This window comes from Chryseobacterium sp. KBW03 (assembly GCF_003852415.1).
In the GTDB taxonomy this organism is placed as follows: domain Bacteria; phylum Bacteroidota; class Bacteroidia; order Flavobacteriales; family Weeksellaceae; genus Chryseobacterium; species Chryseobacterium viscerum.
This window is the reverse complement of sequence record NZ_QAJO01000003.1, coordinates 119,311-143,772: the sequence shown is the minus strand read 5'-3', so window position 1 is coordinate 143,772 and position 24,462 is coordinate 119,311. Positions and strand designations below refer to the sequence as shown.

The window sequence follows — 24,462 nt, the reverse complement described above, 5'->3', positions numbered from 1 at the left end:
CATGAAAAAGATACTAGGAACTTCATTATTACTTTTTGGAATGGCTGCTTTTGGCCAGTCTAAAGATGATTCTATTCAGTTTAAAAAAATCTCTACGGAAATACTGAACAATGGAAAAGGATATACTGAGCTGAGAGAGCTTACAAAAAATATAGGACACCGTTTAAGCGGTTCGGAAGCCTATGAGAAATCAGTACAATGGGCTGCACAGAAACTCCGTGATGCCGGAGCTGATAAAGTATGGCTTCAGGAAGTGATGATCCCTGTCTGGGTAAGAGGAAAAGAATCCCTCTACATCCAAGCTTCCAACGGAAAATGGAAAAGCCTTAAAATGCTTTCCCTTGGAAATTCTGAGGGAACCGGAGGAAAAGATATTTCCGGAGAAATCATCATGGTAAAATCTATGGAAGAATATGACAAGCTTCCTGCTGAAAAAGTAAAAGATAAAATTGTTTTTTTCAACTACCCTTTCAGCCAGTCATTCATAGAGACATTCAAAGGATATGGAGATGCTGCAAAATACAGAACTACAGCCGCTTCTTTAACCGCTAAAAAAGGAGGTAAATTTGCAATCATCCGGTCTTTATCTTCAGCTTTTGATGATGTTCCCCATACCGGAGCAATGCGTTATGAAGATAAAGTAATCAAAATACCAGCTGTAGCCATCGGAAGCACTACAGCAGATGAACTGGAAGCCTTGTTGAAAAGCCAGAAAATCACTGCTAAACTTAACTCCAACTGTGGGATGAAAGGAGAAAAACTCTCCCATTCTGTTATTGGAGAAATTACAGGCAAGAAAGACCAAAGCGTAATCGTTGTAGGCGGACACCTTGATTCCTGGGATGTGGGCGAAGGCGCACATGATGACGGAGCCGGAATTGTTCAGAGCATTGAGGTCTTGAGAACCTTTAAAAAACTAGGAATGCAAAACAATCACACCATCAGAGTAGTCTGCTTTGCGAATGAAGAAAACGGAGTAAAAGGCGGAATTCAATATGGTAAAACGGTAAAAGAGAAGAATGAAAAACATCTTTTCGCGATAGAAACAGATGCCGGAGGTTTTGCACCAAGAGGTATTGCCCTGGATATGGATGATGCGAAAAGAAATCAGATCAAAAGCTGGTCAAACCTATTTCTTCCTTATGGAGTTTACAATTTCGAAGAGAGATTTTCAGGAACAGACCTTTATCCACTCCACGACCTGGGAATTCCAGCGGCTGAATTGATGCCGGATTCTCAGCGCTATTTCGATATCCACCATACGGAAGAAGATACCTTTGAAAAGGTGAACCGTAGAGAGCTCTTATTGGGCGCTACCACTTTGACACAGATTATTTATATGATAGATAAAAACTGGTAATACATATGAAACCGTCTTTAGAGACGGTTTTCTTTTTTTTAAACATTGATACTACGATTTAGTTCAATAGGAACTTTAGCCCGTTTATCTTTATGGATGTTTTCCAATGGCTTCAGCCGAAATTTATAATCATTTTAAAACCCTATTTGTAACTACAGATTGTTACAAATAATTGCGTCCTTTTAAGTATGAATTCCCCCTCCTTTATTGGTGAAATTCGTGCAACAACATTTGTGTTATCTGTGTTTTTTTCCTTTAATTTTACGCTTATACAAAAAGTTCCGCCACCAAAAAATTTTCCATGCATGATCCATCCCTCCACCTGATTCCCAATTGACATCAAACTTTCCTCCCTCCCATGCATATACCGGCATTGCAATTTTTGAATGAAACATTGGCGGATTATATTTTACTAAAGCAAAGTAATCAGCATCAAAATTGGATTTCCTGTAATATTGAATTTCTACAATAGTTTCATATTTATTTCCTTGAAAAATATACAGAGTGACATCGTAAAGGTCATAAAACTCTTTATGCAAAATTTCCAGTGCCCAATCTAAAGTCAATAGTGTTTTTGAATTATTTATTCTGGTCCTGGATTTCATCTTCTCAGATAAATTGGATCCTTCAAATTCATCAAAATCAGATAGAATAAAAAACAACTGAGGGGAAATTGTATTCCAGCAGTGAACCTTTGCCAAATTCAAGAGGTTAGCTATACAGAACTCAATATTATTTTTTAAACTTTCCTGATTCATTTTTAAAACTTTTCTACAAATATTTTAAATGGTATAAAAATATGATCAAACTGTAATATTTTCTTTGTTTCAAATTATTAAACCTTAAAAATAGAAAATTTTTCTTTGTTTAAGGAAATAACAGATGAAAATACGTTCTAACACGAGCCTTATCAACCTCTTAAAACAAAGTGTTAATCGAGAAAGTAATATTTTGGCATGATATTGGCATTTAGAATAATGAGAAAAAATTAAAAAAGCACTAAGGATGAGAAAAAAGGTTTTCTGTGGATTTTCAGTTTTTCCACTGATTCAAGTTCATATCTAGCATATGAATCCTTTTTTTTCTACGATGCCGTAAAAGATACGGGCTCGTGATTAACTAACCCCCGTTAGTTAATCACAGCAGTTTTGCACCCCGTATCTAACTGGTATCATCAATAACCAAGAATCTTTATTGATTCAAAAAAACAAAAATATCCCGGACTTTTAGCCCGGTATTACGATATAAATAAATGGCAAAGTCATCGTGAATCTTAGCCCAGTAAAGGAATTTATTCTTTTTACCGTGATGAGTGCGCCTTTATTCTTTAATTAATGTATAACCCTTAAAATGTTAGTAATGATGAGAGCCTTTTTTGAAATGATTTTTAAGAGAAATGAAGATGCTGCAAAATTGAATATATGGAGCCTATTGCTGGTGATGAGTTTTGCTGCGTTTTCTGTTTTGGTATACGCCTTAAAACCAAGCTTAAACAGCTTAATAATATATCTGACGGCATTTGCCGCTTATATCGGCTTTGGCCTTGTATTCATTAGTTCCCTGGCTGGAACGGGTATGAAGAAAAGATAACAGAACATATAACTTTCAATTAATTTTTACTGAAAAAACCGTCCTTTTGGGGGCGGTTTTTTTGTTTTACAATTTACTGTTCATTACTTATATTGATAGTAAGGTTAAAAATGGACAACAAAAAAAGCCACCCCATCAGGAGCAGCTCTGCGATAACAACAAAGTTATCTTAACATTGTAAAAACTTATTCTTTAAAAAGATCCTTCATCATTTTATCGAGAATCGTTTTTGTCTCTTCCTCGATCATTCTGCCGGATTTTTCGACCATTTTCTCCCTGAAAGGTTCACAACAGGCTTTTATTCCAAAACCTTCATCTGTTTTAACGAGTTCCGGATGCAGACCGTGTTCTTCACACATTTCTGACTCAATTTCTTTTTTTATCAGGTCGTAATTCAGATCAAACATATTTTCTATTTTGTTTCTTATAAGTGATGGATAAAGATAGAAGTATTAATCCCTTACTGAAATCCGTATTTCTACGGTATTTTACAGGAAACAAAAAAACCGCCCCTTTTGGGACGGCTTTATATCTTAAAAAGATTCAATTATTTTACTTTTACAAGCTCAACATCGAACACTAACCAAGAGTTTGGCGGGATCACTCCTCCTGCACCTCTTTCTCCGTAAGCCATTGCCGGCGGGATCAATAATGTAGCAGTTTCACCTTCTTTCAACAATAGGATACCTTCATCCCATCCTTTGATTACTCTTCCCATTCCAATTGGAATATCGATAGGCTCATTTCTTTTGAATGAAGAATCAAACTCAGTTCCGTCTACCAATTTACCTGCATAGTGTACAGATACATTATCACCAACTTTTGGAGCTTTACCATCAGCTGTTTTTGTGATTTTATAATAAAGACCTGATTCAGTTTTTTGCATACCAGCTTTTAGGTTTTCAACCAATTTTTCCTGATTAGCTTTGAATTCTTCTTCTTTTTTCTTTTTTTCAGCTTCTTCCTTAGCAGCAAAAGCTTTATTATTTTCTGCGATTTTAGCTTTTCCTTCGTTGAAAGTTTTAGCTGCATCGTAGTGCTTGTATTCGTCACCTTTACTGAAAACAGAAACTTTTTCTAAAACGATATCTGTTTTAGGCTTATCCTGAGCTCCTTTTTCAACGTTAGCAATTACATCAATTACATCAGTACCTTTTACTACTTTTCCGAAGATTGTGTGTCTTCCGTCTAGCCAAGGAGTTGCCACTTCAGTGATGAAGAACTGAGAACCGTTTGTATTTGGTCCAGAATTCGCCATAGAAAGAATACCTTTTCCTGTGTGTTTAAGGTCGTTTCTTTCGTCCTCGAATTTATATCCCGGATCACCTGCTCCAGTTCCTTTAGGGTCTCCCCCTTGGATCATGAAATCTTTGATCACTCTGTGGAAAATAGTTCCGTCATAATAAGGAACTCCCTTAGCCTTAGCTTTGTTGTCGATTTTCCCTTCTGCAAGACCGATAAAGTTGGCTACAGTTACTGGTGCTTTCTTGTCTTCAAGCTTCACAATCAAATTACCTTTTGTGGTTTGAAGATTGGCATAAAGCCCGTCATTAAGACCTTCGTAAGTTTCTTTGTCTACGTTCATTTTTTTATAAATTGGGGTACAACTCATCAGCGAAATACTTGCCGCTGCCAGAATTATATTCTTGTTAAACAATTTCATGTATTATTGGGCTTTTAATTTTATGATTAATGGAATGTCGTTATCTATTTTCTTTTCGTCTCCGAAAGTTCCGTAAGCCAAAGAAGACGGCACCAAAAGCGTTACTTCCTCTCCATCATGTATAAAACGCAAAGCGTTTTCCACTGCTCTCAGTTCATCAAAGTGCCCGAATCTGGCATCTCTTCTTTCAAAAGACTTCTCATAGATTTTAGTCTGGTCAAAATCGTACAGATCATAAGAGTAAGAAATCAAAGATTCATCTTTTCTTCTTTCTCTCTGATCATAGCCTTCTGCCGTCACCCAGTAATTAAGCTGCGTAGGATAATACTTCACAGACTGGCCATTGATCCAATCCTGAATCTGGCCTCTTTCTATGGTATTGAGATTTTTCATCCTGTTTTTAGAAACATCCAGATCTTTTTGGCTCAAAACACCACCTACAGGTGGATGGGCCGTCTGTGCATTTCTGTTGCAGCTCAACAGGCTTATGGCTGATATGAAGAGTAATTTTCTCATAAACTTTTGCGAAAATACACATTTCGCGAATCAATTACAAAACTTGATGAAGAAATATGTGAATGTAATAATGTATCTATCTGCTAATAGAACCAGACTGTTAAATTTAATCCTATAGTTAAAGGACGTTCATCCACGTTATATTTATATGAATGCATACATACAAAAAAACCGGGAAATTCCCGGTTTCTGTATATTATTTTGTTCAGTTAAGATTAAACTGTTTCCAGAGCATGATCTACGATAACTCTCCATCCGAATGGATCTTCAGTCAAGTTATTTTGTAGGTCTACCAAGTCTTTCTTAAGGAGAGCTGCATAGCTTTCATCATCAGATAATCTTGGAAGTTCCAATTTCTCACCCTGGTATCCTAAAGCCTGGAACTGAGTGGTAACCACTGCCGTACCTACTCCCCATACTTCTTTAAGAGCACCTTCCTTCAAAGCTTCAATAACTGTTTTCACAGGGATTGGCTCTACTTTCACTTCAATTCCTCTTTTCTTAGCCAATTGGATGAAGCTGTCTCTTGTTACCCCATCAAGAATTTTTTCAGAAGTCGGAGGTGTATAGATTGTATCGTTGATTCTTACAAATACATTCATCGTACCACTTTCTTCGAAATATTCATGAGTAGCATCATCGGTCCAGATAATCTGCTCATATCCTTCTTCGATAGCCAATTGTGTAGGATAGAAAGAAGCAGCATAGTTACCTGCAGCTTTTGCAGAACCTACTCCTCCGTTTGCAGCTCTTGAATAGTGATCAGAGATTTTTACTGATACCGGTTCTGAATAATAGCTCTTCGCTGGTGTTGCAACGATAGCAAACATATATTTATTAGATACTCTAGCTTTCAAAGCTTCTTCTGTAGCAAAAATCAACGGTCTGATATATAGTGACATTCCTTCCCCCTGTGGAATCCACTCTCTGTCGATATCTACTAATGCTTTTAATCCGTCTAAAAACATTTCTTCAGTCACCTCTGGCATAGCAAGACGTTTTGCTGACTTATTGATACGTTCAAAATTCTTTTCCGGCCTGAAAAGTAAAACCTGCCCGTCTTTGTCTTTATAGGCTTTCATACCTTCAAAACAAGCTTGTCCATAGTTTACTCCCATCATAGCAGGTGTAAAAGGTATCGGACCGTAAGGAACTAATTTCACATCACCCCATTTTCCATCTTCATACTCACAAATAATCATATGATCAATGAAAGTACCACCAAATGAAAAATTGTTAGGGTCAAATGTAGAAATTCTGGAGTTTTCAGTTTTTTGAATTATCATTTTTTAAAATTTTTACGATGTTCTACAAATTTAACATAATTTTCTAAATATAAAAATTTTAGAGTAAATTTGACAAAAAAATAGCTTGAAAAGAGAGATTAAGACCACAAACGACGGTAGTAAAACATTGTTTATCAATGAATTAAATGAAAACTACCATTCTCATCATGGAGCACTTCAAGAAGCAGAACATGTGTTTATCAAAAACGGATTAAATCTGATAAATGATTGCGAAATTAATATTCTAGAACTCGGTTTTGGAACAGGTTTGAATGTTTTAGTAACAATTAATGAATATTTAAAAACTGACAAAAATCATGTCATTAATTATTTTTCGCTCGAAAAATATCCAATAAATGAATCTGAAGTTAAGGATTTGGCTTACTTCGAGCTTTTTGACAACCCTGAGTTTAAAAATATTTATCAGAAAATTCATCTGGCAGATTGGGGAAAGTCAGTAGAAATCATTAATGGATTCAACTTAAACAAGATAGAATGTGATTTTTTTGACCTAAAGGACATTGATCTGCCCAAAATCAATCTTGTTTACTTCGATTGCTTTGGAGCCAGAGTACAGCCTGATCTATGGGAAAAACCATTATTTGAACTGGTTTCTGACAAAATGGCCATTAACGGATTATTAACGACCTACTCTTCCAAAGGCAGCGTAAGAAGAATCCTTCAGGAACTGAATTTTCAAGTAGAGAAAAAACAGGGTCCTCCAGGAAAGAGAGAGATGATTAATGCTGTGAAGCTGTAAAATAGTAAAAGGACGAAATTATTAACAAGGAAATTTGCTAGTATTTTGCCCTTTTACCTTTATATGACTCATAAAAATTCCTTACATTAGCTATACAAATATTATACATTATATATATATGATAGATAAGATCAACATTAGAGTGTATGGATGTGCAGTAAAAGATAAACAAGTTCTGACCTTATTTGAGGAATATGCCGGTGAAGCTTTAATGAAATTTCCAGGTGGCGGATTAGAATATGGTGAAGGTGTATTGGAGTGTCTGCATCGTGAGTTTGATGAAGAGCTTAATGTAAAGGTAAATGTTCTGGAACATTTTTATACTCAGGAAAACTTTCTGGTTTCCCGTTTCAAAGAAAATGAGCAGCTTCTTACCATATATTATATAGTAGACATTGCCAATGAAGAGGATTTCCTTATTATGGATCCCTGCATTGAAAAAACAGAATGGATTGATATCGACAGACCAGACAATCCTTTTCCTCTCCCAATAGATAAAATAGTCTTCGATAAACTAAAAGAAAAATTCCTGTAAGTGTTCTTACAGGAATTTATATTATTTTTTGACTTTAAAATCACTTGCCCCCGGATAAGGCTGCAGATAACCAGAATTCCAATTGGACTGAAGCAATGATTCTACAAATTCATCCGTTCTGTTGTTATGGGGATCATAGCGGTCTTTCAGATCAATATCAGCCATTTTTCCTTTTACATTCCACCAGAAAGCGCTCCATCCTCCTCTCAGCTCTTTGATAATCTCAAATACATTTTTTCCGGTAGCCCTGTTCATCAGTTTTGCAAAAACCTGCCCTTCGGTAGTGGTAAGATCTCTCAGTTGTTTTTCATACTGATCGGCAAGCATATTCTGTCTTTCTCTTACAAACTTTCTTTTGGCCTTGCTATCCATATCGTTCATATCCTTCTGAATATCTCTGTACTGCTGAAGTGCCGTTACAAATAAAGGATATACTCTGTACAGTTTTTTATTCAGAAAATAATAGTAATTTCTGTCAAGCTGATTATTAAATCTTGGTTTATTAACCAAAATCAATTCATCTAATACGACTACAGGCTCGCCATTGATTTCATAAATCTTGACCTTTTGCTGTTCATCATAATAATATTTATTTCCAAATTCATCTGTTTTCAATGATTCAGCCGGATATTGATTGAGTGGTTTTGCCACTACACCATCCTTTTGGCCAAAAACACTGACTCCAAAAAAGAAAATAAAAAGGCAGATAATCTTACTAAAATTCATTATTTTTACACTTATAAGAACAAAAATTAAACGCAAAAATCATTCCTTTTTATGAAATTTGAAAAGAAATCTTTGAAATTTTTAGAAAAATATTTAAACACATCATCACCAACAGGTTATGAACACAAAGGACAAGAAGTCTGGATGGACTATATCCGACCTTATGTAGACAAAATAGAAGTAGATCATTATGGAACCTGTTATGGGATCATCAATCCGGAAGCTGAATTTAAAGTAGTGATTGAAGCACATGCAGATGAGATTTCCTGGTATGTGAATTATATTACGGATGACGGATTGATCTATGTGATCAGAAATGGAGGCTCAGATCAAACAATTGCTCCATCAAAGGTTGTCCATATTCACGGAGAAAATGGAATCATAAAAGGCGTATTCGGGTGGCCAGCCATTCATACGAGAACAAATCAGAATGAGCCTACTCCTAAAATCGAAAACATTTTTATAGACTGTGGGGCTACTTCCAAAAAAGAAGTGGAAGAAATGGGAATTTTTGTGGGATGCATGATTACTTACCCTGACGAGTTCTTTGAAATGAACGACAGATATTTTGTCTGCAGAGCACTCGATAACAGAATCGGTGGTTTTATGATTGCTGAAGTAGCCAGACTTTTAAAAGAAAATAAAAAATCTATTCCATTCGGGCTGTATATTACGAATTCTGTACAGGAAGAAGTAGGTTTATATGGAGCAGATATGATTGCTGACACTATTAAGCCCAATATCGCTATCGTTACCGATGTTACCCATGATACCACCACTCCGATGATTGAAAAGAAAAAAGAAGGAGATCAGAAATGTGGTGAAGGACCTGTAGTGTTTTTTGCTCCGAGTGTTCATCATATAATCAGAGAATTAATCATTGACACGGCGAAAACTAAAAAAATTCCTTTCCAAAGAGCAGCAGCAAGCAGAGCTACAGGAACTGACACAGACGCCTTTGCCCATTCTAATGGCGGAGTACCAAGTGCATTAATTTCCTTACCTTTGCGTTATATGCATACTACAGTAGAAATGGTATCTAAAGAAGATGTAGGCAATGTGATTAAACTTATCTACGAAACCATTCTTAAGATCAAGCCGGAAATGAAACTGAAGTATCATTAATAAAAATGAAAAACGTCTTTTATCATCTATTTAAAAACCCGACTTTCATCTCTATTATAACCATTATAATAGTCACACTTGGAATTCCTTTGATTATTTATCAATCATTTACATTCCACCCAAGTGAGAGTTTGGGAATCACAGTAGAGGTAATTTTCCTTGTCATTTTATTTGTACTGCTTATAATTGACAGGTTTTTACTCTTAAGCATAAACAATAAAAAGTTATCTGTCATAGAAGTGATTTTAATAACAGGGTATCTAACCAATTATTATTTTACCCATGACCGCTCATTTTCAATAGGATAATAAAAGTATAAAAAGTAAAAATGAAAACGAAGCTTATTGCTCCATCCCTTTTATCTGCAGACTTTGGGAATCTGCAAAGAGACATTGAAATGTTGAATAACTCTCAGGCCGACTGGTTCCACATTGATGTAATGGACGGCAGATTTGTTCCTAATATTTCATTTGGTTTTCCGGTGATGAAAACCGTTCAGCAGCATGCTAAAAAATTTGTAGATGTTCACTTGATGATCGTAGAGCCGGATAAGTATGTTGACGAATTCATCAATCATGGTGCAGACCTTATTTCTGTACATTATGAAGCTTGTACACATCTTCACAGAACGATTCACCACATTCAGAGCAAAGGGGTAAAAGCAGGGGTTGTTTTAAATCCTTCCACGCCGGTATTAATGCTTGAGGATATTATTGCAGATGTAGATCTTGTATTATTAATGAGTGTAAATCCAGGTTTTGGAGGTCAGAAGTTCATTGAAAATACTTATAAAAAGATTGCAGAAACCAAAGACCTTATCTTAAGCAATAATTCTACCGCACTTATCGAGATAGACGGCGGTGTGAATCTTGACAATGCTTCTAAATTATTTGAAGCCGGAGCTGATGTTCTTGTTGCAGGAAATGCTGTTTTCTCAGCTGAAAGCCCTGAAAAAATGATCGAGCTATTGAAGATCTAACAGATCATATTTTATCATAAGCAAAAGGCAGCCGATGGCTGCCTTTTCCCTTGTTTGGAATTTAAGTCGTCTTGGTTATAAACTTTTTTTCAACATTTTGAAAATGTTAAATTATGTCTTGCTAACAACACAAAGATCTGAATAAAACCATACGTATGCATCCGTAGAAATACCGAATCTTTGGGCTCCGTATTTTCACTTAATTTCTCTTATCTTTTTCACACTTCCTTGTTCCAGATACAGGCACAGACAACAAAAGTTATGGAAACCACAGAAAATACAGTTCTTATATTATTCAGGAAATTCCATCTGTTTTCAAAATTTTCACGCATCTGTTTGATGGCATCTGCTGTAGAATTGGAAATATCAAACTTATCCAAAGCATCATTCATTGGAACATTCCCGGCAACCGTTACTCCAAAAACACCGATCAAATAAGCCAGTGTCGCCAGGAGAAGAAAGATAAAAACAGGCTGCTGCCCCCGGAACAAAAAGGCTGATACCGGAAGTAGAGCCGCAGTTCCCATAAAGCTCATAAAGAAAACAGGGTTCAGGATTTCCCGGTTGATGCTTTTCATAGCCTTTACATATTCCGTATCAGAGAGTTTTCCCAACCCCAGAACAACTGAACATGAATAGGCATAGAAAAGTCCTCCTATCAAAGCAGTGAGGACAGCTGAAATGATCAATACTAATGTTGTCATTTTCATATAATTTGATTTGGTTATCAGGATTGAGTTTTAATAAGGATTCCATTTTTTAATGATATTCTGGGCGGTCAAAATCATTTCGGGATCCCAGTTTTCTGTTTTAAAATAATGAAAGTCCTGATCTTTAATGACTGCCACTCCCACATTATCAAAAAGAAGCCTGGTAAGCCTCGATTGCTCTTCATACAAAACCAGATCTTCAACAGGTTTTTCTGTAGTAAGCTGTATCTCCTTTTTAGTCCAGCTATTCTCTCTTCTATTCTTCCAGTCTGAAGCTTCAATAATTGTTTTAACCTTATTAAAATCATATAAGAAATTACTTCTTTCCTCTTCCGTTTTGAGGGTATGCCCAAGCCTTTCAATAATAACATATTCGAGGTTCTGACATTGCGTCAGTACAGCAGGTAAAACAGAAAAAATATCTTCCGGAATAACATCATCATGAGTATCTCTCCTCACCGGCATTTTCCCATACACACTCTCCTGCCAGCTCCCTCCTGAAAGGTGAATTTCCTTTACTTTGTCCAAAGGATACAAATTGATTATTTCCTGCATTTCTACTCCGAAATTACAGGATTGGCAATATATATTATGAAGATCCAGAATCAAGAAACCATTGCTGTCTTCTGTCAGTTTATCAAGAAATACCCCCTGTTCTTTAACATCATCCACAGAGAATGAAAAGGCTAGATTTTCTATACCGACAGGAATATCAACAGCTTCCTGAAGTCTATACAATCGGTCTTTTCCTATCTGCAAGGTTTTAGGATGTAAAGATACCGGCAATGGGACTCCCTGATGAAAATTGTCAGTATTCATGAAACCAAAATGTTCCGTGATATGATTATACTTCCGCTGTTGGACTTCTTCTTTTAATTTTTCCAGCCATTTCTCCTGTCTTGCTGTCCATCTTGCGTCTAACAGAGAATAGTAAACACCATGTCCTATCAAACGGTCATTTTCGGCATAAAAGTTCAGCAGATTACAAAGCCAGTCCGGCTCATGAGTATAATAAAGGGTATCAAAAGACCATTCCAATATCTCAATGGAGTTATTCTGCAACAACGGCAAAATAGCAGAAACAAAGTCTGCTTCTGCCATCATGGATACTCCCAACAGTGGCTTTCTCATCTTTTATCCCATTCCACAAGCCGGGCATCCATGACCACGAGGAATTACACTGTCTTTTTTTACAATCACTGCAGATTTGCCTGGTTTAGGCTTTCCTGGTGTTTCAGTAATGGCTGTTTTCTTAATCTTTTTTGCAGGCTTTTTCTCTTTATTGGCGGGTTTTGTAGTTTGTGCAGAAACCCCTACAGCCAGTAAGCTTGCCATTAATAATGTTGGAATTTTCATAATTGTTTATTTTTTCAGATAGAATTTACAATAAACGTTCCAATATTATACATATTATATGTATTGAAACCCTTTATTCAGATCTAATATTTATTTCCCCTTTTCTTCGTATTGTTTACAGCCTTTTCTTTCAAAAATAGCTTGAAAGAAATATACAATAATAAAAGAAACGATCTCATAACATTTATTGGTAAATAATAAGAAAGTATTATATGCTGTAATATATTCTTTATTTATATTTAGTGTTAAAATAAATCTACCTATGAAAAGCAGTCTGATTAAAGCTATTTTCCTTGGATTGACACTGTCAGCATACAGTATCGATGCCCAGGTTCAAACAGCTGACAACAGCAAAAAAATGGAATGGTTTAAAAATGCCAAGCTGGGTATTTTTATTCACTGGGGAATCTATTCCGTCAACGGAATCTCCGAATCCTGGTCATTCTTCAACAATTATATCAATCACGAGAATTATTTGAAGCAGCTGAACGGTTTTTCAGCTTCAAAATATCAGCCTGAACAATGGGTAAATCTTATTAAAGAATCCGGAGCAAAATATGCTGTCATTACGACTAAACATCACGATGGGGTTTCATTATGGAACTCTAAAGCTGAAAAGGCGATCACCATTCCTCAAAATTCTCTGGCAAAAAAGGATGTTCTGAGTCCTTTTGTTGCCGCGCTGAAAAAATCAGGATTAAAAACCGGACTTTATTTTTCATTGCCGGATTGGAGCCATCCGTACTATGATATCAATACCCGGACAAAAAAGCGTTACGAAATAAAAAATGATCCTAAACGCTGGCAGGGTTTTATCAGCTATTACCAAAGCCAGCTTAATGAGCTGTCTTCTCAATATTCACCGGATCTTCTTTGGTTCGATGGGGATTGGGAACATACTTCTGAGGAATGGAAAGCTGCTCAGACCCTTGATCTTCTGAAGAAACACAATTCAGACATCATTATCAATTCCAGGCTTAATCATCATGGCGATTATGATACTCCTGAGCAGGGAGTTCCTGTCATTCCGCCACAAAATCCATACTGGGAACTTTGTTACACCATGAATGATTCGTGGGGATATCAGCCCTATGATAAAGCATACAAAACACCCAATATGATTGTCAGAACCCTGGCAGATGTGATCAGCATGGGAGGAAATCTGCTGCTTGACATCGGTCCGAAATCAGATGGCACGATTCCGGAAGAGCAAATTGAAATTCTAAAAAATCTCGGCCGCTGGACTTCTAAGAACCAACATGCCATTTATGAAACAACCCGTGGAATTCCCTTTGAAAACTATAAAGGAAAATCTGCCTTATCCACATCACAAAAGACTTTATTCCTCTATCTGGAAGAAGCCAAAAAGCTTACAAAGATCTATGGATTGGCAGCCCAACCTCTTTCAGCAAAAATTATAGGAGATCCTTCAGCCGTTATCAAAATGGATTACAGCGCTGAAAAAACGCTGACATTGAACTTCTCTAATGTAAAATTTGATCAGGATGTCACTGTGGCAGAACTCACTTTTGATACTCCCCCTGTTTTTCTTAAAGATTTTAAGAAAGAAGAGCTTTCCCTCACTGCAGTACTCCAAAATAAAAATACATTATTAGCGGCTTATGACCTGGCCAATTCATTGCATGATGGTATCAATCTATTGAATAACTCTGGATTGACCAGTGACGGACTTGATATGAAGCTCGGAAAAACACCCCCTGCCAACCCTGAAACCATCAATTGGATCGGTAAACATGCAGAAGCTTTTTTTGAAACTGAAAAAGGATTACCGGATGGACATTACTCCGGGATGAGTGCTTTATCAAAAGACAAACAGACTCTTTATCTTTTTGTGGAAGGAACACCTACAGGTCCTATTGCCCTAAAAGGAATAAAAAATGACATTTCCAGAATAAGGATTGTGGGTGAAGGCACTATGCTTCCCCATACGATTTACAATAAACTTTACTGGAGTGACAGACCGGGAATTATTTATATTGACATTCCCAAAGAAAGACTTGATAAGCAGATGACCGTTATTGCTGTTTTGCTGAATAAGCCTCTTGAACTTTACAGAGAAAATGTGGGAGCTATCGAAAACAATCTTTAATATCGTTTGACACCTACCCTTATTAAAAAACAAAATCCGGAGAAGTTTCTCCGGACTTTTTATTTTGTAAGATGATTTTCTTAGAAAATCTCTCTTCCTGAAAAATGGAATTGAGCTTCGATCAATGCATTCTCGTCAGAATCTGAACCGTGAACAGCATTTTCTCCGATGCTTCTTGCAAACATTTTTCTGATTGTACCTTCTGCTGCTTCTGCAGGATTAGTAGCACCAATTAATGTTCTGAAATCTTCAACTGCATTGTCTTTTTCTAAAACTGCAGCTACGATAGGTCCAGAACTCATGAATTCTACCAATTCACCATAAAATGGTCTTTCAGCGTGTACTTCATAGAATTTTTTCGCATCAGCAACTGTAAGCTGAGTTAATTTTAAAGCTTTGATCTTAAAACCTCCTTCAGCAATCTTACCCAATATAGCACCGATATGTCCGTCAGCAACTGCATCAGGCTTAATCATAGTGAATGTAATGTTAGACATAAATGTATATTTTTTTAATGGCGCAAAATTACAAAAAATATCTTTGATTTTTATTTTAATTTTTTTTTAACATAAAAATAACTTTTATTAAGAAATTGTGAACCAAACTTTGGCACAGTAATTGTTCATTCTATTCCGATTCTCATGTTTAATTTGAGTTTTCATGGTTATTAGTTTTTACCCAGCTTCGGCTGGGTTTTTTATTTCTCAAAAAACACCATTCTTTTTTATTAATTCCATAATTTTAAAAGCGAAATGGGGTTGTTTTTAACAACATTATTGTTTCTATAGCAATTAATCAAATAATTGAAATTTCCCAAATATCATTGTAAAGAAAATTTAAAATGTGACAAAAGTGGAGTTATCTGCCAAAATAGCTATGCCAAAAAGTAGAGTTATTTTAAAAAAGAATTTTTTTTCATTAAAAAATTAAAAAAATAAGCCATAAAAACAGATAACCAAACAGAAAAGTTAATATGATTCTTATAAAAATATATTATTGAAAATATTATTCTGGCATAAAAGCACTGAAATATGTACAGATTATCCGAATTAATCTGCATTAGGTATGATAAAATGCTGTTTCTGATTATTTTTGGGAAGCTTCTTCTGCTTCGTCCATCAATTTAATATAGGTAGAATATCGCGTATCTTGAATTTCGCCTGTTTCCAGCGCGTCAAGAACGGCACATTTGGGTTCGTTAATGTGAAGACAGTTGTGGAATTTGCACTCTTCTCTCTTTTTAAAAATTTCAGGAAAGTAATGCTGTACTTCTTCTTTTTCAATATCGATCATGGCAAATTCACGAACGCCGGGTGTATCAATAACATTCCCGCCAAAATCCCAGAAATGCATCTGAGCAAAAGTAGTGGTATGTTTTCCTTTCAGATGGGTGTCTGAAATTTCAGATGTTTTTAAATTTAATCCTGGCTGTAAAGCATTCACCAAAGTAGATTTTCCGCAACCGGAATGCCCGAAGAATACTGAAGTTTTATCTTTAAGGATGTCCTGAAGCTGATCCAGATTCAATCTGGAATATGATGAGATCTCCAATGTGTCATAGCCAATTTCCTGGTACACAAATTCGATGTCTTTTACGATTTCAATTTCTTCTTCGTGTAAAACGTCAATCTTATTAAAAAGAATCAGCGGTGTAATATTATAAGCTTCACAGCATGCCAGAAACCTGTCCAGGAAACCTAATGATGTTTCAGGATGCTTAAGGGTAAAGATAAAGCATGCCGTATCAATATTAGAAGCAATGATATGGGCTTCTTTCGAAAGGTTTACGGATTTTCTGATCAGATAATTGAAACGGGGTTCAATTTTTGTGATCCAGGCGATATCATCCTGTTCCAGTTGAAACTCAACAAAATCTCCTACAGCAAGTGGATTGGTAAGTCTGGTTTTTATTAATTTGAATTTTCCCCTGATTCTGGCCTCGAAAATTTTATTTGTTTCCAATTCCAAAACCTGGTACCAACTCCCTGTAGATTTAATGATTTTTCCTTTCATAGATAATGCTGGTGCAAATATAAGGAATTAGGGCTTAGAATTCAGGAAATAGGTTAAAAACACATGTTTCAATTCCCTAAGTCCTGATGTCTAAGCCCTAATCAATATTTTTTGCCGGAAATCTGGTAAAAGTTTTCAGTCTCTCTTACCTGTTATCTGCAATTTATCTCTTATCGATCATAATATTATTCTGAACTTCAATAGACTCCTCGTGAATCGCTTTGAAGACTTTTTCAATAAATTCCTGAGACATTCCGGTTTCTTTCGCTTTTTGTGTAGCGTATTCTGTAATTACTTTCCAACGTTCCGGCTGGAAGATCGCAATATCGTTTTCCTTTTTAAGCTTACCGATCTTTTCAGAAATTTTCATCCTTTGAGAAAGAAGTTCAATTAACTGGAAGTCAAGATCTGAAATCAAAGTTCTGTGTCTTCCCATTTCACCTTCAAAACCTGCAAGATTAGTACTTCTTACTTTCAGGTTACCAATAAGATCTGCAAGAACCTCCGGAGTAATCTGCTGTGAAGCATCACTCCAAGCTTCATCAGGATTGCAGTGCGACTCAATAATAGCACCCTGGTATCCTACGTTAAGCGCTTCCTGCGTAATGTCAGCAAGACCTGTTCTGTTTCCGCAGATGTGCGACGGGTCGATCAGCATTGGAATATTTGGAAACTGGCTCTTGAAGTCAAGGGCAATCTGCCAGTTTGGATTGTTTCTGTATTTTGTTTTCTGGTAAGTTGAAAATCCTCTGTGGATTACACCCAGGTTTTTAATATCCTGTCCTAAAAGTCTTTCCAGTGCTCCGATCCATAAAGCAAGATCCGGATTAACAGGGTTTTTCACGAATACCGGCTTATTAGTTCCTCTTAAAGCCATTGCGATTTCCTGTACTGTAAACGGATTCACTGTAGAACGCGCTCCGATCCAAAGAACATCCACATCTGCTTCTAAAGCTGCAAAAACGTGGTGTGCATTCGCAACTTCAGTTGCTGTTTTAAAACCGTACTCTTCTTTTACTTTTTTTAGCCAGTTCAAACCGATCACTCCTACTCCTTCGAAGCCATTTGGTTTGGTACGTGGTTTCCAGATTCCTGCACGGAAAACCGATACATTTGCATTGGATTCTTTAATTCTCCTCGCAGTTTCAAGCATTTGAGTTTCACTTTCCGCGCTACATGGTCCTGCAATCATTAAAGGCTGTGTAAGCCCATCGATCCACTCGTTTTTTAAATCATTTAAATTCATATTCTAAATTTTATTGTTTTTGTATAATTTTTTTAGTTGACAGCAATAGCCCTTTGGATTATAAAATTAATTTATAATTCTTTTCAAAAAATGCCGTTCAAAAATTGTTTAAAGGAATCAGGAAAATAATAGGGCTCTACTTCTCCTGTATTTTTTGGAAAGAAATTCAGTTAACAATACCAATAAAATCGGTAATAGGTTCTGAAATTTCTATAATAAGAAGCAGAAAAACTAAAATAACCGCTAAAAAAGTAATTAGCGGGTGCAAAAAAAGACTGATATGTGTTAGTCAATTTTTCCATTTTATTCTGGAAATGTCTTTGTTTTAGCGTTTCTGGTTGCAATTTGTTCTTGTTGAAAACGTATTTTCAACAGAAATATTCTACAAATATATAAAAATTATGTCAAATCAAACTTCATTAAATCATCAAGATCTTTCAAAAGTGGATTTTTTTCTATAAATTTTTCAAACATTTTTCTCTTGGTAACCACCTCAATCTTCAGGTTTTCAACGTCTCTGACGTATTCTACCTCGATAGCATGGTTCTGAATTTTTCTTTTAAAATGATTAAAAAATTCTCCGCTTATTTTATCAAATTCTACTTTAGCAGAATCTGAGGGGAATAAAACTCTGATTTTATTTTCTTCAGATTTTACCAGTTTGAAGGTTTTTACAGCATTGAATACAATGTTATTTTTTACCTGGAGATGTTTAAGCATAATTTTCCATTCCATCTGCAGATCTGTATCTGTAAAATGGTGCTGAGGAAGATTTTCAGTTTTCACAACAACATTTTCTGCTGTTTCCACTTTATCTTCTTTATTCAAAAAGGAATTGATGCTGAATCCGGAAGAGATTCCCGGTCTTGATAATGGCTTGGTTGTTTTCGTTACAGAAGTTTCCTCTATTTTTTCAGGAGCTGCAGACTGTTGTTCTGCTTTAACTTCTTTTTTCTCCGGAGCTTTTTCCGGCATCTTCACCTCCTGCTTCTCACTAAGAAACGGAGCTAGAATCAGGAACTTTTTTTTTTAGTATCACCTAAATTAGCTGTCAGTGAAGCCAGCTGCATTAATGCAATTTCAACCGTAAGTCTTGGGTTTTTGGAGTTCTTATAATTAATATCCGCATGATTGCAGATCTCAATACCATCAATCAGCTGCTGGGCGGCCCACTTCTGTCCCTGTTCTATAAATTTGGATTTTGTCTTCTCTCCTACTTCGATGAGATCAATAGTAGAAGTATTCTGTGCCATCATCAGGTCTCTGAAATGATTTCCTAGTCCGGCAATGAAAATATGAGAATCAAATCCTTTTTTTACAATCTCATTGAACGCAGAAAGCACTTCAGGAATTTTGTTTTCCTTGGCGAGGTCTACAATATTCAGATATTGGTCATAATCCAGAATATTTAAGACTTCGGCAGCTTTAGCCAGCGTAATATTTTTTTGGGAGAATGTAGAGAGCCTGTCGAAGATAGAAAGTGCATCTCTTAATGCGCCATCAGCTTTTTGAGCAATCAGGTACAATGCATCGTCTTCATACTGGATACTTTCTTTTTGGGCAATCGTTCTCAGATGGTTCTGGATATCTTCAATGACAATTCTCTTGAAGTCATAGATCTGACAGCGGGATAAAATTGTTGGAATAATTTTATGTTTCTCCGTGGTTGCCAAAATGAAAATAGCATGAGCAGGCGGCTCTTCAAGCGTTTTAAGGAAAGCGTTGAAAGCGGCAGAAGACAGCATATGAACCTCATCAATGATATATACTTTGTATTTACCAACCTGAGGGGCAAATCTTACCTGATCTATCAGTTCCCTGATATCATCTACAGAGTTATTGGATGCAGCATCCAGCTCATAGATATTATAGGCAAAGCCGTCTTCTGAAACCGAGCCATCTTTCTCATTGATCTTTCTTGCAAGAATTCTGGCACAAGTAGTTTTACCCACACCACGAGGACCACAAAAAAGTAATGCCTGAGCGAGCTGACTTTCTTCAATTGCATGTTCTAAAGTATCCGTAATATGGGATTGTCCCACAACAGTATCAAACTCCTGAGGACGATATTTTCTTGCAGATACTATAAAATTTTCCATTGGTCAAAAATAAGAAATATAGTTTTAATTTGAAAATTAAAAGTTTTCAAATATCAACAAAAATGTATTTCTGCTCAAATCGGAAAACTTTTAATGATTATTTCTTATCGTATGCAAATCCAATCAATTCAACAATAGCTTTTTCTATTTCTTTTCTTCCGTCCTCTGTTTTCAGATCTATACCGCAGAATTTACTTGCGTTATAAGCTGTATAAAGGTTGAGATAGTAAGCTCCTGAAACAATTAGGGCCATAATTGCTCTGTGTCTTGTTGCTCCTTCTCCGAAGAAAGGGTCTGATATATTTCCAAACAGCACTTCTCCTACTTCATCACGTTGGTCTACTAGTTTTCTAAGGATAGGTTTGCTTTCTGAAAGTTCCCAAAGAATAATCTTCTGAAGTTCTTTATTTTTCTTCAGATTCTCAAATTGGTTCAGAACAACCATTTTGGTAAGCTCTTGTCCTCCGTCAGAAAAATCAATATTTACATCCTGATTTACCTGACTCCAGTAATCCTGAGATTTGATATATTCGTCAATCAGCTTATCAGTACTTCCAAAGTACTCATAGATCAATTTTTTATCAAATCCTGCCACTGCGGCAATCTTACTTACTTTTAATCCGGAGTATCCTTTTACTCTTAAAATTTTACCAACTGCAGCAAGCAGTTTTTGTTTTGTTTTTTCTTTGTCCCTAATGGGGCCCTGCACTACTTTTCTAGGCATAATTTATTATTTTTTTGCAATATGCAATTTTTTATTAATATCGTCAAACGCGTTAAGCGTTTTGTCCAGATGTTCTTTTTCGTGTCTTGCCGTTACACTCATCCTTATACGCGCATCTTTTCTTGGTACAGCCGGGTAAAGAATCGGATTCGTATAGATTCCTTTTTCTATTAGTAGTTTTCCGGCTTCTCCTGTTACATAGGGATCTCCAATTTTTACGGGTATAATTGCGGAACAGGTAACTCCGGTATCCAATCCTAAATCATCAAGTCCTTTTTTGAAATAGTTGATATTGTTCCAGAGCTTTTCTCTCCAGATGGGTTCTTCATCTATTAAATCAATGGCTTTAACGATTCCTGCGGATGATGGTGGGGCTGTAGCTGAGAAGATCTGCTGGCGGGAATGGAATCTCATGAATGCTGCCAGTTTTTTGTCGGCTATAACATATCCCCCAAGGTTACCAAACGTTTTACTGAATGTTCCGGTGATGATATCCACTTTATCCAATAATCCAGCTTGTTCCAAAGTACCTCTTCCGGTTTCTCCAAGGATGCCGACACCGTGTACGTCGTCTACCATCAGAAAAGCATTGTACTTTTTCACAAGATTATAGATCTCATTAATATGAGAGGTATCACCATCCTGGGAATACACTCCATCCACAATAACGAGTTTCGTACGGTACAGATTTTCAGATACCTTCAAAATGTGTTCCAAAGATTCCAAATTATTGTGCGGAAATGTTTTTTTATTGGTAAAAGCACATCCTTCGTGTACACTGGCATGCACCGCCATGTCTAAAATAGCGAGATCTTCTTTCTGCATTAAGCATTGTAAGCTCGCACTATTAGCTGTATAACCGGTAGTAAATACTACGGCTTCGTCTTCTGTTCGTTTAAAAAAACTTGAAATTTTCTTTTCTAAAGCATTGTGATAATCAAAATAACCACCGATAAGAGGAGTAGCTCCTGTACCGGTACCATATTTCTCTATCCCTTCAATTGCAGCTTGTTTTACTTTTGGGTGCTGTGTAAATCCCAAATAATCACTTGATACAAAACTAACAAATTCTCTGTTTTGGTTTGCAATATTTACATTCAGTATTGCATTAGTTCCTGAAGTATTCTTCAGTCTGTAGTTCATATGACCATTAGACTTTACATAGTCTAAATATTCATAAAATATTTCAGCCCTTTGAGCCATATTATTATCTGGTATATTCTCAAAGTCTTTAATAGTTGCTGTTGTGAAATTGATGCTCATCCTTAATCTTGTTTGTTGTGGTTTAAAAAAACAAATATATAACTATTTAAAGGGCTTAAGCTCCCCAATTAAGATTAAATATTATTAAAGACACAATAATTTATTCTTACTCTCTGGAAACCAAACTAATTTTATACATCTGGATCTTTTAACATTTTCTTCTATTGAATTAATTAGTTTTTTCTTACCTAAATTTAATAAAAAAAGTAAACAATAAAGAAATATTAATAGATAAATAATAAAAAAAGACGGTTATTTTTTTACAACCACCTCATTTATAAAAGATTATTTTCCGGCAATTTTAACATTATAATTCACTAAACCCACTTCTGATGCTGAAATTCCAGTATAATTAAATCCCTACCCCGAGACAGAAATCATCATAAATACCCTGCTACAGCAATTTTAAAGAAATAAAACAGTCAGTTTAGAATGTATTGGATTTTCTGAATTCTCCAGGAGTAAGACCGGTCATTTTTCTGAAAAATTTTGAAAAGTTGGATGGATCGTAAGTGAAAATACGGGCAATTTCGGCTATGGATTTATCGGAAATAATAAGCATCTGTTTTGCGTGTTCAATAATTTTTTCGTCATAAAAAAAACAGGGATGCTTTCCTGCTTCTTTTTTAATTGTATCCGTAAGATGTGTGTGAGAAACAGCAAGTTCTCTGGCAATTTTATTCAGTTCCATAAATTCGGAAACCGACCCTGAAATAACATCCTGAATGTGTTTCTCCAAAAAGGCAAAATACTGACGGGTAATCTCTTCGCTTCTTTTCATCTTGTGTTGTTCTTGCTAATTTGTATTCAAGGTATAAATTTAATTATAAGATACAAAAAAAGATGGTGAACTTTTCGGATATTCAAGCTGAATGTCTAATAGAAACTATCTTTGAAGGCCTGGGTAGAGTTTTTCACTTTCAGTTTTTCCAGGATATTCTGACGGTGTCTGCTCACTGTATTGATACTTATGGAAAGCCGGTCTGCAATTTCTTTACTGGCATATCCCTCTCCTACAAATTTTAAAACTTCCAGCTCCCTTGGGCTCAGAATATTTTTATAATCAAGCTTATCTTTTACTACAACTTCTCCCTTTACTGTATTAATAATCATAAAATCAGGGACTGTGGACGTGGCCAGGGAAATATTATAAAGGCAGAGAGCCAGTCTCAGCCTGCTATTATAGGGTGAATACACATAAAACATTCGGTGTTTTACCCATCGGTACTCCTCATTTTTATCTTTCATCCTGATCTTTGACACCACACTATACTCTGCACGCTGTTCCATTTCCATAGCATCCAGTAATTTGAAAAAACGGAGTTCATGGATATATTTCTTCAGCTGGTCGTCGGGATGGATCTTTTTCAGCATTTCTTCTTCCCAGATTGTATCTATTTCTGTGGGATTTTCACCCATGCTTAAGCCAAGCTCTAATGCTGCTGCAGATTTATAGATATAACTTTTATTTGCCTGCACATCACTTAATACACATACAGCACCTTCCATTTCGGAATATGCATGAGCTCTCTGCTTATAGACGTCAATATCAAGCATGCATTTTTTGGAAGTGTTGTTCAATAATTTATGACTGAGTTGTTCCCGGATTTCCATAATGGTTATTTATCAGTATTGACACAATGTGGGTTTAATAATACTTTTGCTAAAATAATAATTTACCCTTAGAACTTATCCAAAAGAGAATGAAGAAATTGATTTTAGGCTTTTGTGCCTTGTTCCTGATTCAAAAGTTTTCTGCCCAGACTCTGGAGAAAATGACCTGGTTTAATGAACCTGAAAAATGGGAAATCAAAAACAATAGCCTGTCGATGTTTGTAACTCCACAGAGTGATTACTGGAGGATTTCACATTATGGATTTACCGTGGATGACGCCCCATTCTATTACACTACTTACGGAGGTGAATTTGAAGCAAAAGTAAAAATAACCGGCAGCTACAAAGCAAGATTTGATCAGATGGGTCTTATGCTGAGAACAGACAAAGAGCATTATATCAAAGCCGGAGTGGAGTTTGTAGACGGTAAATATAACCTCAGCACTGTTGTCACTCACAACAAAAGTGACTGGAGTGTCATTACATTAGAAAAAACGCCACCTGCAGTATGGATAAAAGCCGTAAGAAGACTGGATGCTGTGGAAATATTTTATTCTTTTGATGACAAGAGCTATATCCTAATGCGAAATGCACCTTTGCAGGACAACACCCCTGTAATGGTTGGATTAATGGCAGCCTGCCCCGACGGAAACGGATTTAATGCTGTTTTTGAGAACTTTACAGTAAAACATTTACCGGATCAACGCAGACTAGAGTGGCTCAAAACTCATCAATAACGATTGAATTACACTTCAATATACAATCAGTTTAATTTAACCTCCCATCA

26 protein-coding genes are annotated in these 24,462 nt (G+C 36.0%); 8 read left to right on the top strand and 18 right to left on the bottom strand.

The window, feature by feature from the left end; translation table 11 throughout:
- Nucleotide 1 precedes the first annotated feature (1 nt).
- Nucleotides 2-1,360 carry a M20/M25/M40 family metallo-hydrolase gene (locus DBR39_RS04570; protein ID WP_124531045.1) on the top strand — a complete coding sequence of 453 codons (1,359 nt, stop codon included), beginning with the start codon at nt 2-4 and terminating at the stop codon, nt 1,358-1,360.
- Nucleotides 1,361-1,596: 236 nt separating this feature from the next.
- Here the strand turns inward: DBR39_RS04570 and DBR39_RS04565 are convergent, their stop codons facing one another.
- Nucleotides 1,597-2,118, bottom strand: a complete 522-nt coding sequence (locus DBR39_RS04565) for a hypothetical protein (RefSeq protein WP_124531044.1) — start codon at nt 2,116-2,118, stop codon at nt 1,597-1,599.
- A 601-nt stretch (nt 2,119-2,719) separates the two neighbouring features.
- On the opposite strand from DBR39_RS04565, the gene DBR39_RS04560 reads away from it, so the two are divergent.
- Entirely contained in the window at nt 2,720-2,950 is a 231-nt protein-coding gene (locus DBR39_RS04560; protein WP_124531043.1) for a hypothetical protein, read from the top strand.
- A 185-nt stretch (nt 2,951-3,135) separates the two neighbouring features.
- Here the strand turns inward: DBR39_RS04560 and DBR39_RS04555 are convergent, their stop codons facing one another.
- The 4 genes from DBR39_RS04555 to DBR39_RS04540 all read right to left on the bottom strand — a co-directional run bounded on the left by DBR39_RS04555 (nt 3,136) and on the right by DBR39_RS04540 (nt 6,415).
- The gene (locus DBR39_RS04555) at nt 3,136-3,357 is read right to left on the bottom strand and encodes a hypothetical protein (protein ID WP_124531042.1); all 222 of its coding nucleotides are present in this window, start codon (nt 3,355-3,357) and stop codon (nt 3,136-3,138) included.
- Nucleotides 3,358-3,497: 140 nt separating this feature from the next.
- Nucleotides 3,498-4,535 carry a peptidylprolyl isomerase gene (locus DBR39_RS04550; protein WP_228447790.1) on the bottom strand — a complete coding sequence of 346 codons (1,038 nt, stop codon included), beginning with the start codon at nt 4,533-4,535 and terminating at the stop codon, nt 3,498-3,500.
- An 81-nt stretch (nt 4,536-4,616) separates the two neighbouring features.
- Nucleotides 4,617-5,129, bottom strand: coding sequence for an FKBP-type peptidyl-prolyl cis-trans isomerase (locus DBR39_RS04545; protein ID WP_124531041.1), 513 nt, complete (start codon nt 5,127-5,129; stop codon nt 4,617-4,619).
- 215 nt (nt 5,130-5,344) lie between these two features.
- Complete coding sequence (locus DBR39_RS04540; protein ID WP_109738246.1) at nt 5,345-6,415, bottom strand: branched-chain amino acid aminotransferase; 1,071 nt, start codon at nt 6,413-6,415, stop codon at nt 5,345-5,347.
- A gap of 85 nt (nt 6,416-6,500) precedes the next feature.
- On the opposite strand from DBR39_RS04540, the gene mnmD reads away from it, so the two are divergent.
- A complete protein-coding gene (mnmD, locus tag DBR39_RS04535; RefSeq protein WP_124531040.1) occupies nt 6,501-7,175 on the top strand; it encodes a tRNA (5-methylaminomethyl-2-thiouridine)(34)-methyltransferase MnmD in 675 nt (224 codons plus the stop codon).
- Between the two features lie 118 nt (nt 7,176-7,293).
- Entirely contained in the window at nt 7,294-7,710 is a 417-nt protein-coding gene (locus DBR39_RS04530) for an NUDIX hydrolase (RefSeq protein ID WP_124531039.1), read from the top strand.
- Between the two features lie 21 nt (nt 7,711-7,731).
- Here the strand turns inward: DBR39_RS04530 and DBR39_RS04525 are convergent, their stop codons facing one another.
- Nucleotides 7,732-8,436 (bottom strand): DUF4294 domain-containing protein, encoded by a 705-nt coding sequence (locus tag DBR39_RS04525; protein WP_124531038.1) that lies wholly within the window; start codon nt 8,434-8,436, stop codon nt 7,732-7,734.
- Between the two features lie 51 nt (nt 8,437-8,487).
- On the opposite strand from DBR39_RS04525, the gene DBR39_RS04520 reads away from it, so the two are divergent.
- On the top strand, nt 8,488-9,561 hold the full coding sequence (locus DBR39_RS04520; protein ID WP_103235058.1) for a M42 family peptidase: 1,074 nt from the start codon (nt 8,488-8,490) through the stop codon (nt 9,559-9,561).
- A 328-nt stretch (nt 9,562-9,889) separates the two neighbouring features.
- Nucleotides 9,890-10,540 carry a ribulose-phosphate 3-epimerase gene (gene rpe, locus DBR39_RS04515; protein WP_103235059.1) on the top strand — a complete coding sequence of 217 codons (651 nt, stop codon included), beginning with the start codon at nt 9,890-9,892 and terminating at the stop codon, nt 10,538-10,540.
- A 218-nt stretch (nt 10,541-10,758) separates the two neighbouring features.
- On the opposite strand, the gene DBR39_RS04510 is transcribed toward rpe, so the two are convergent.
- Genes DBR39_RS04510 through DBR39_RS04500 form a run of 3 tightly spaced genes read right to left on the bottom strand, consistent with a single transcriptional unit; the run spans nt 10,759 to nt 12,606 of the window.
- The gene (locus tag DBR39_RS04510; RefSeq protein ID WP_228447765.1) at nt 10,759-11,244 is read right to left on the bottom strand and encodes a DUF1772 domain-containing protein; all 486 of its coding nucleotides are present in this window, start codon (nt 11,242-11,244) and stop codon (nt 10,759-10,761) included.
- Between the two features lie 36 nt (nt 11,245-11,280).
- On the bottom strand, nt 11,281-12,381 hold the full coding sequence (locus tag DBR39_RS04505) for a DUF692 family multinuclear iron-containing protein (protein WP_124531036.1): 1,101 nt from the start codon (nt 12,379-12,381) through the stop codon (nt 11,281-11,283).
- Nucleotides 12,382-12,384: 3 nt separating this feature from the next.
- The gene (locus tag DBR39_RS04500; protein WP_124531035.1) at nt 12,385-12,606 is read right to left on the bottom strand and encodes a hypothetical protein; all 222 of its coding nucleotides are present in this window, start codon (nt 12,604-12,606) and stop codon (nt 12,385-12,387) included.
- Nucleotides 12,607-12,868: 262 nt separating this feature from the next.
- Here DBR39_RS04500 and DBR39_RS04495 point away from each other — a divergent pair, with 262 nt between their 5' ends.
- A complete protein-coding gene (locus tag DBR39_RS04495) occupies nt 12,869-14,716 on the top strand; it encodes an alpha-L-fucosidase (RefSeq protein ID WP_124531034.1) in 1,848 nt (615 codons plus the stop codon).
- 80 nt (nt 14,717-14,796) lie between these two features.
- Here the strand turns inward: DBR39_RS04495 and DBR39_RS04490 are convergent, their stop codons facing one another.
- The 9 genes from DBR39_RS04490 to DBR39_RS04450 form a co-directional block, all read right to left on the bottom strand.
- Entirely contained in the window at nt 14,797-15,213 is a 417-nt protein-coding gene (locus DBR39_RS04490) for a nucleoside-diphosphate kinase (protein WP_034687444.1), read from the bottom strand.
- A gap of 589 nt (nt 15,214-15,802) precedes the next feature.
- Nucleotides 15,803-16,729: a ribosome small subunit-dependent GTPase A gene (gene rsgA / locus DBR39_RS04485; protein WP_109738243.1), complete on the bottom strand. Its 927-nt coding sequence runs from the start codon at nt 16,727-16,729 to the stop codon at nt 15,803-15,805.
- A gap of 163 nt (nt 16,730-16,892) precedes the next feature.
- Nucleotides 16,893-17,975: a chorismate mutase gene (locus DBR39_RS04480; protein WP_124531033.1), complete on the bottom strand. Its 1,083-nt coding sequence runs from the start codon at nt 17,973-17,975 to the stop codon at nt 16,893-16,895.
- A 399-nt stretch (nt 17,976-18,374) separates the two neighbouring features.
- Nucleotides 18,375-18,950, bottom strand: a complete 576-nt coding sequence (locus tag DBR39_RS24445) for a hypothetical protein (protein ID WP_228447764.1) — start codon at nt 18,948-18,950, stop codon at nt 18,375-18,377.
- Nucleotides 18,951-18,988: 38 nt separating this feature from the next.
- A complete protein-coding gene (gene dnaX / locus DBR39_RS04470) occupies nt 18,989-20,074 on the bottom strand; it encodes a DNA polymerase III subunit gamma/tau (RefSeq protein ID WP_124531032.1) in 1,086 nt (361 codons plus the stop codon).
- 97 nt (nt 20,075-20,171) lie between these two features.
- Nucleotides 20,172-20,798: a TetR/AcrR family transcriptional regulator gene (locus DBR39_RS04465; RefSeq protein ID WP_124531031.1), complete on the bottom strand. Its 627-nt coding sequence runs from the start codon at nt 20,796-20,798 to the stop codon at nt 20,172-20,174.
- A 6-nt stretch (nt 20,799-20,804) separates the two neighbouring features.
- Entirely contained in the window at nt 20,805-22,061 is a 1,257-nt protein-coding gene (locus tag DBR39_RS04460) for an aminotransferase class I/II-fold pyridoxal phosphate-dependent enzyme (RefSeq protein WP_103231504.1), read from the bottom strand.
- A gap of 427 nt (nt 22,062-22,488) precedes the next feature.
- Nucleotides 22,489-22,842, bottom strand: a complete 354-nt coding sequence (locus DBR39_RS04455; protein WP_124531030.1) for a helix-turn-helix domain-containing protein — start codon at nt 22,840-22,842, stop codon at nt 22,489-22,491.
- Nucleotides 22,843-22,937: 95 nt separating this feature from the next.
- Nucleotides 22,938-23,675, bottom strand: a complete 738-nt coding sequence (locus DBR39_RS04450; protein ID WP_124531029.1) for a response regulator transcription factor — start codon at nt 23,673-23,675, stop codon at nt 22,938-22,940.
- Nucleotides 23,676-23,764: 89 nt separating this feature from the next.
- On the opposite strand from DBR39_RS04450, the gene DBR39_RS04445 reads away from it, so the two are divergent.
- Nucleotides 23,765-24,412, top strand: coding sequence for a DUF1349 domain-containing protein (locus tag DBR39_RS04445; protein ID WP_124531028.1), 648 nt, complete (start codon nt 23,765-23,767; stop codon nt 24,410-24,412).
- The last annotated feature ends 50 nt before the right edge of the window (nt 24,413-24,462 follow it).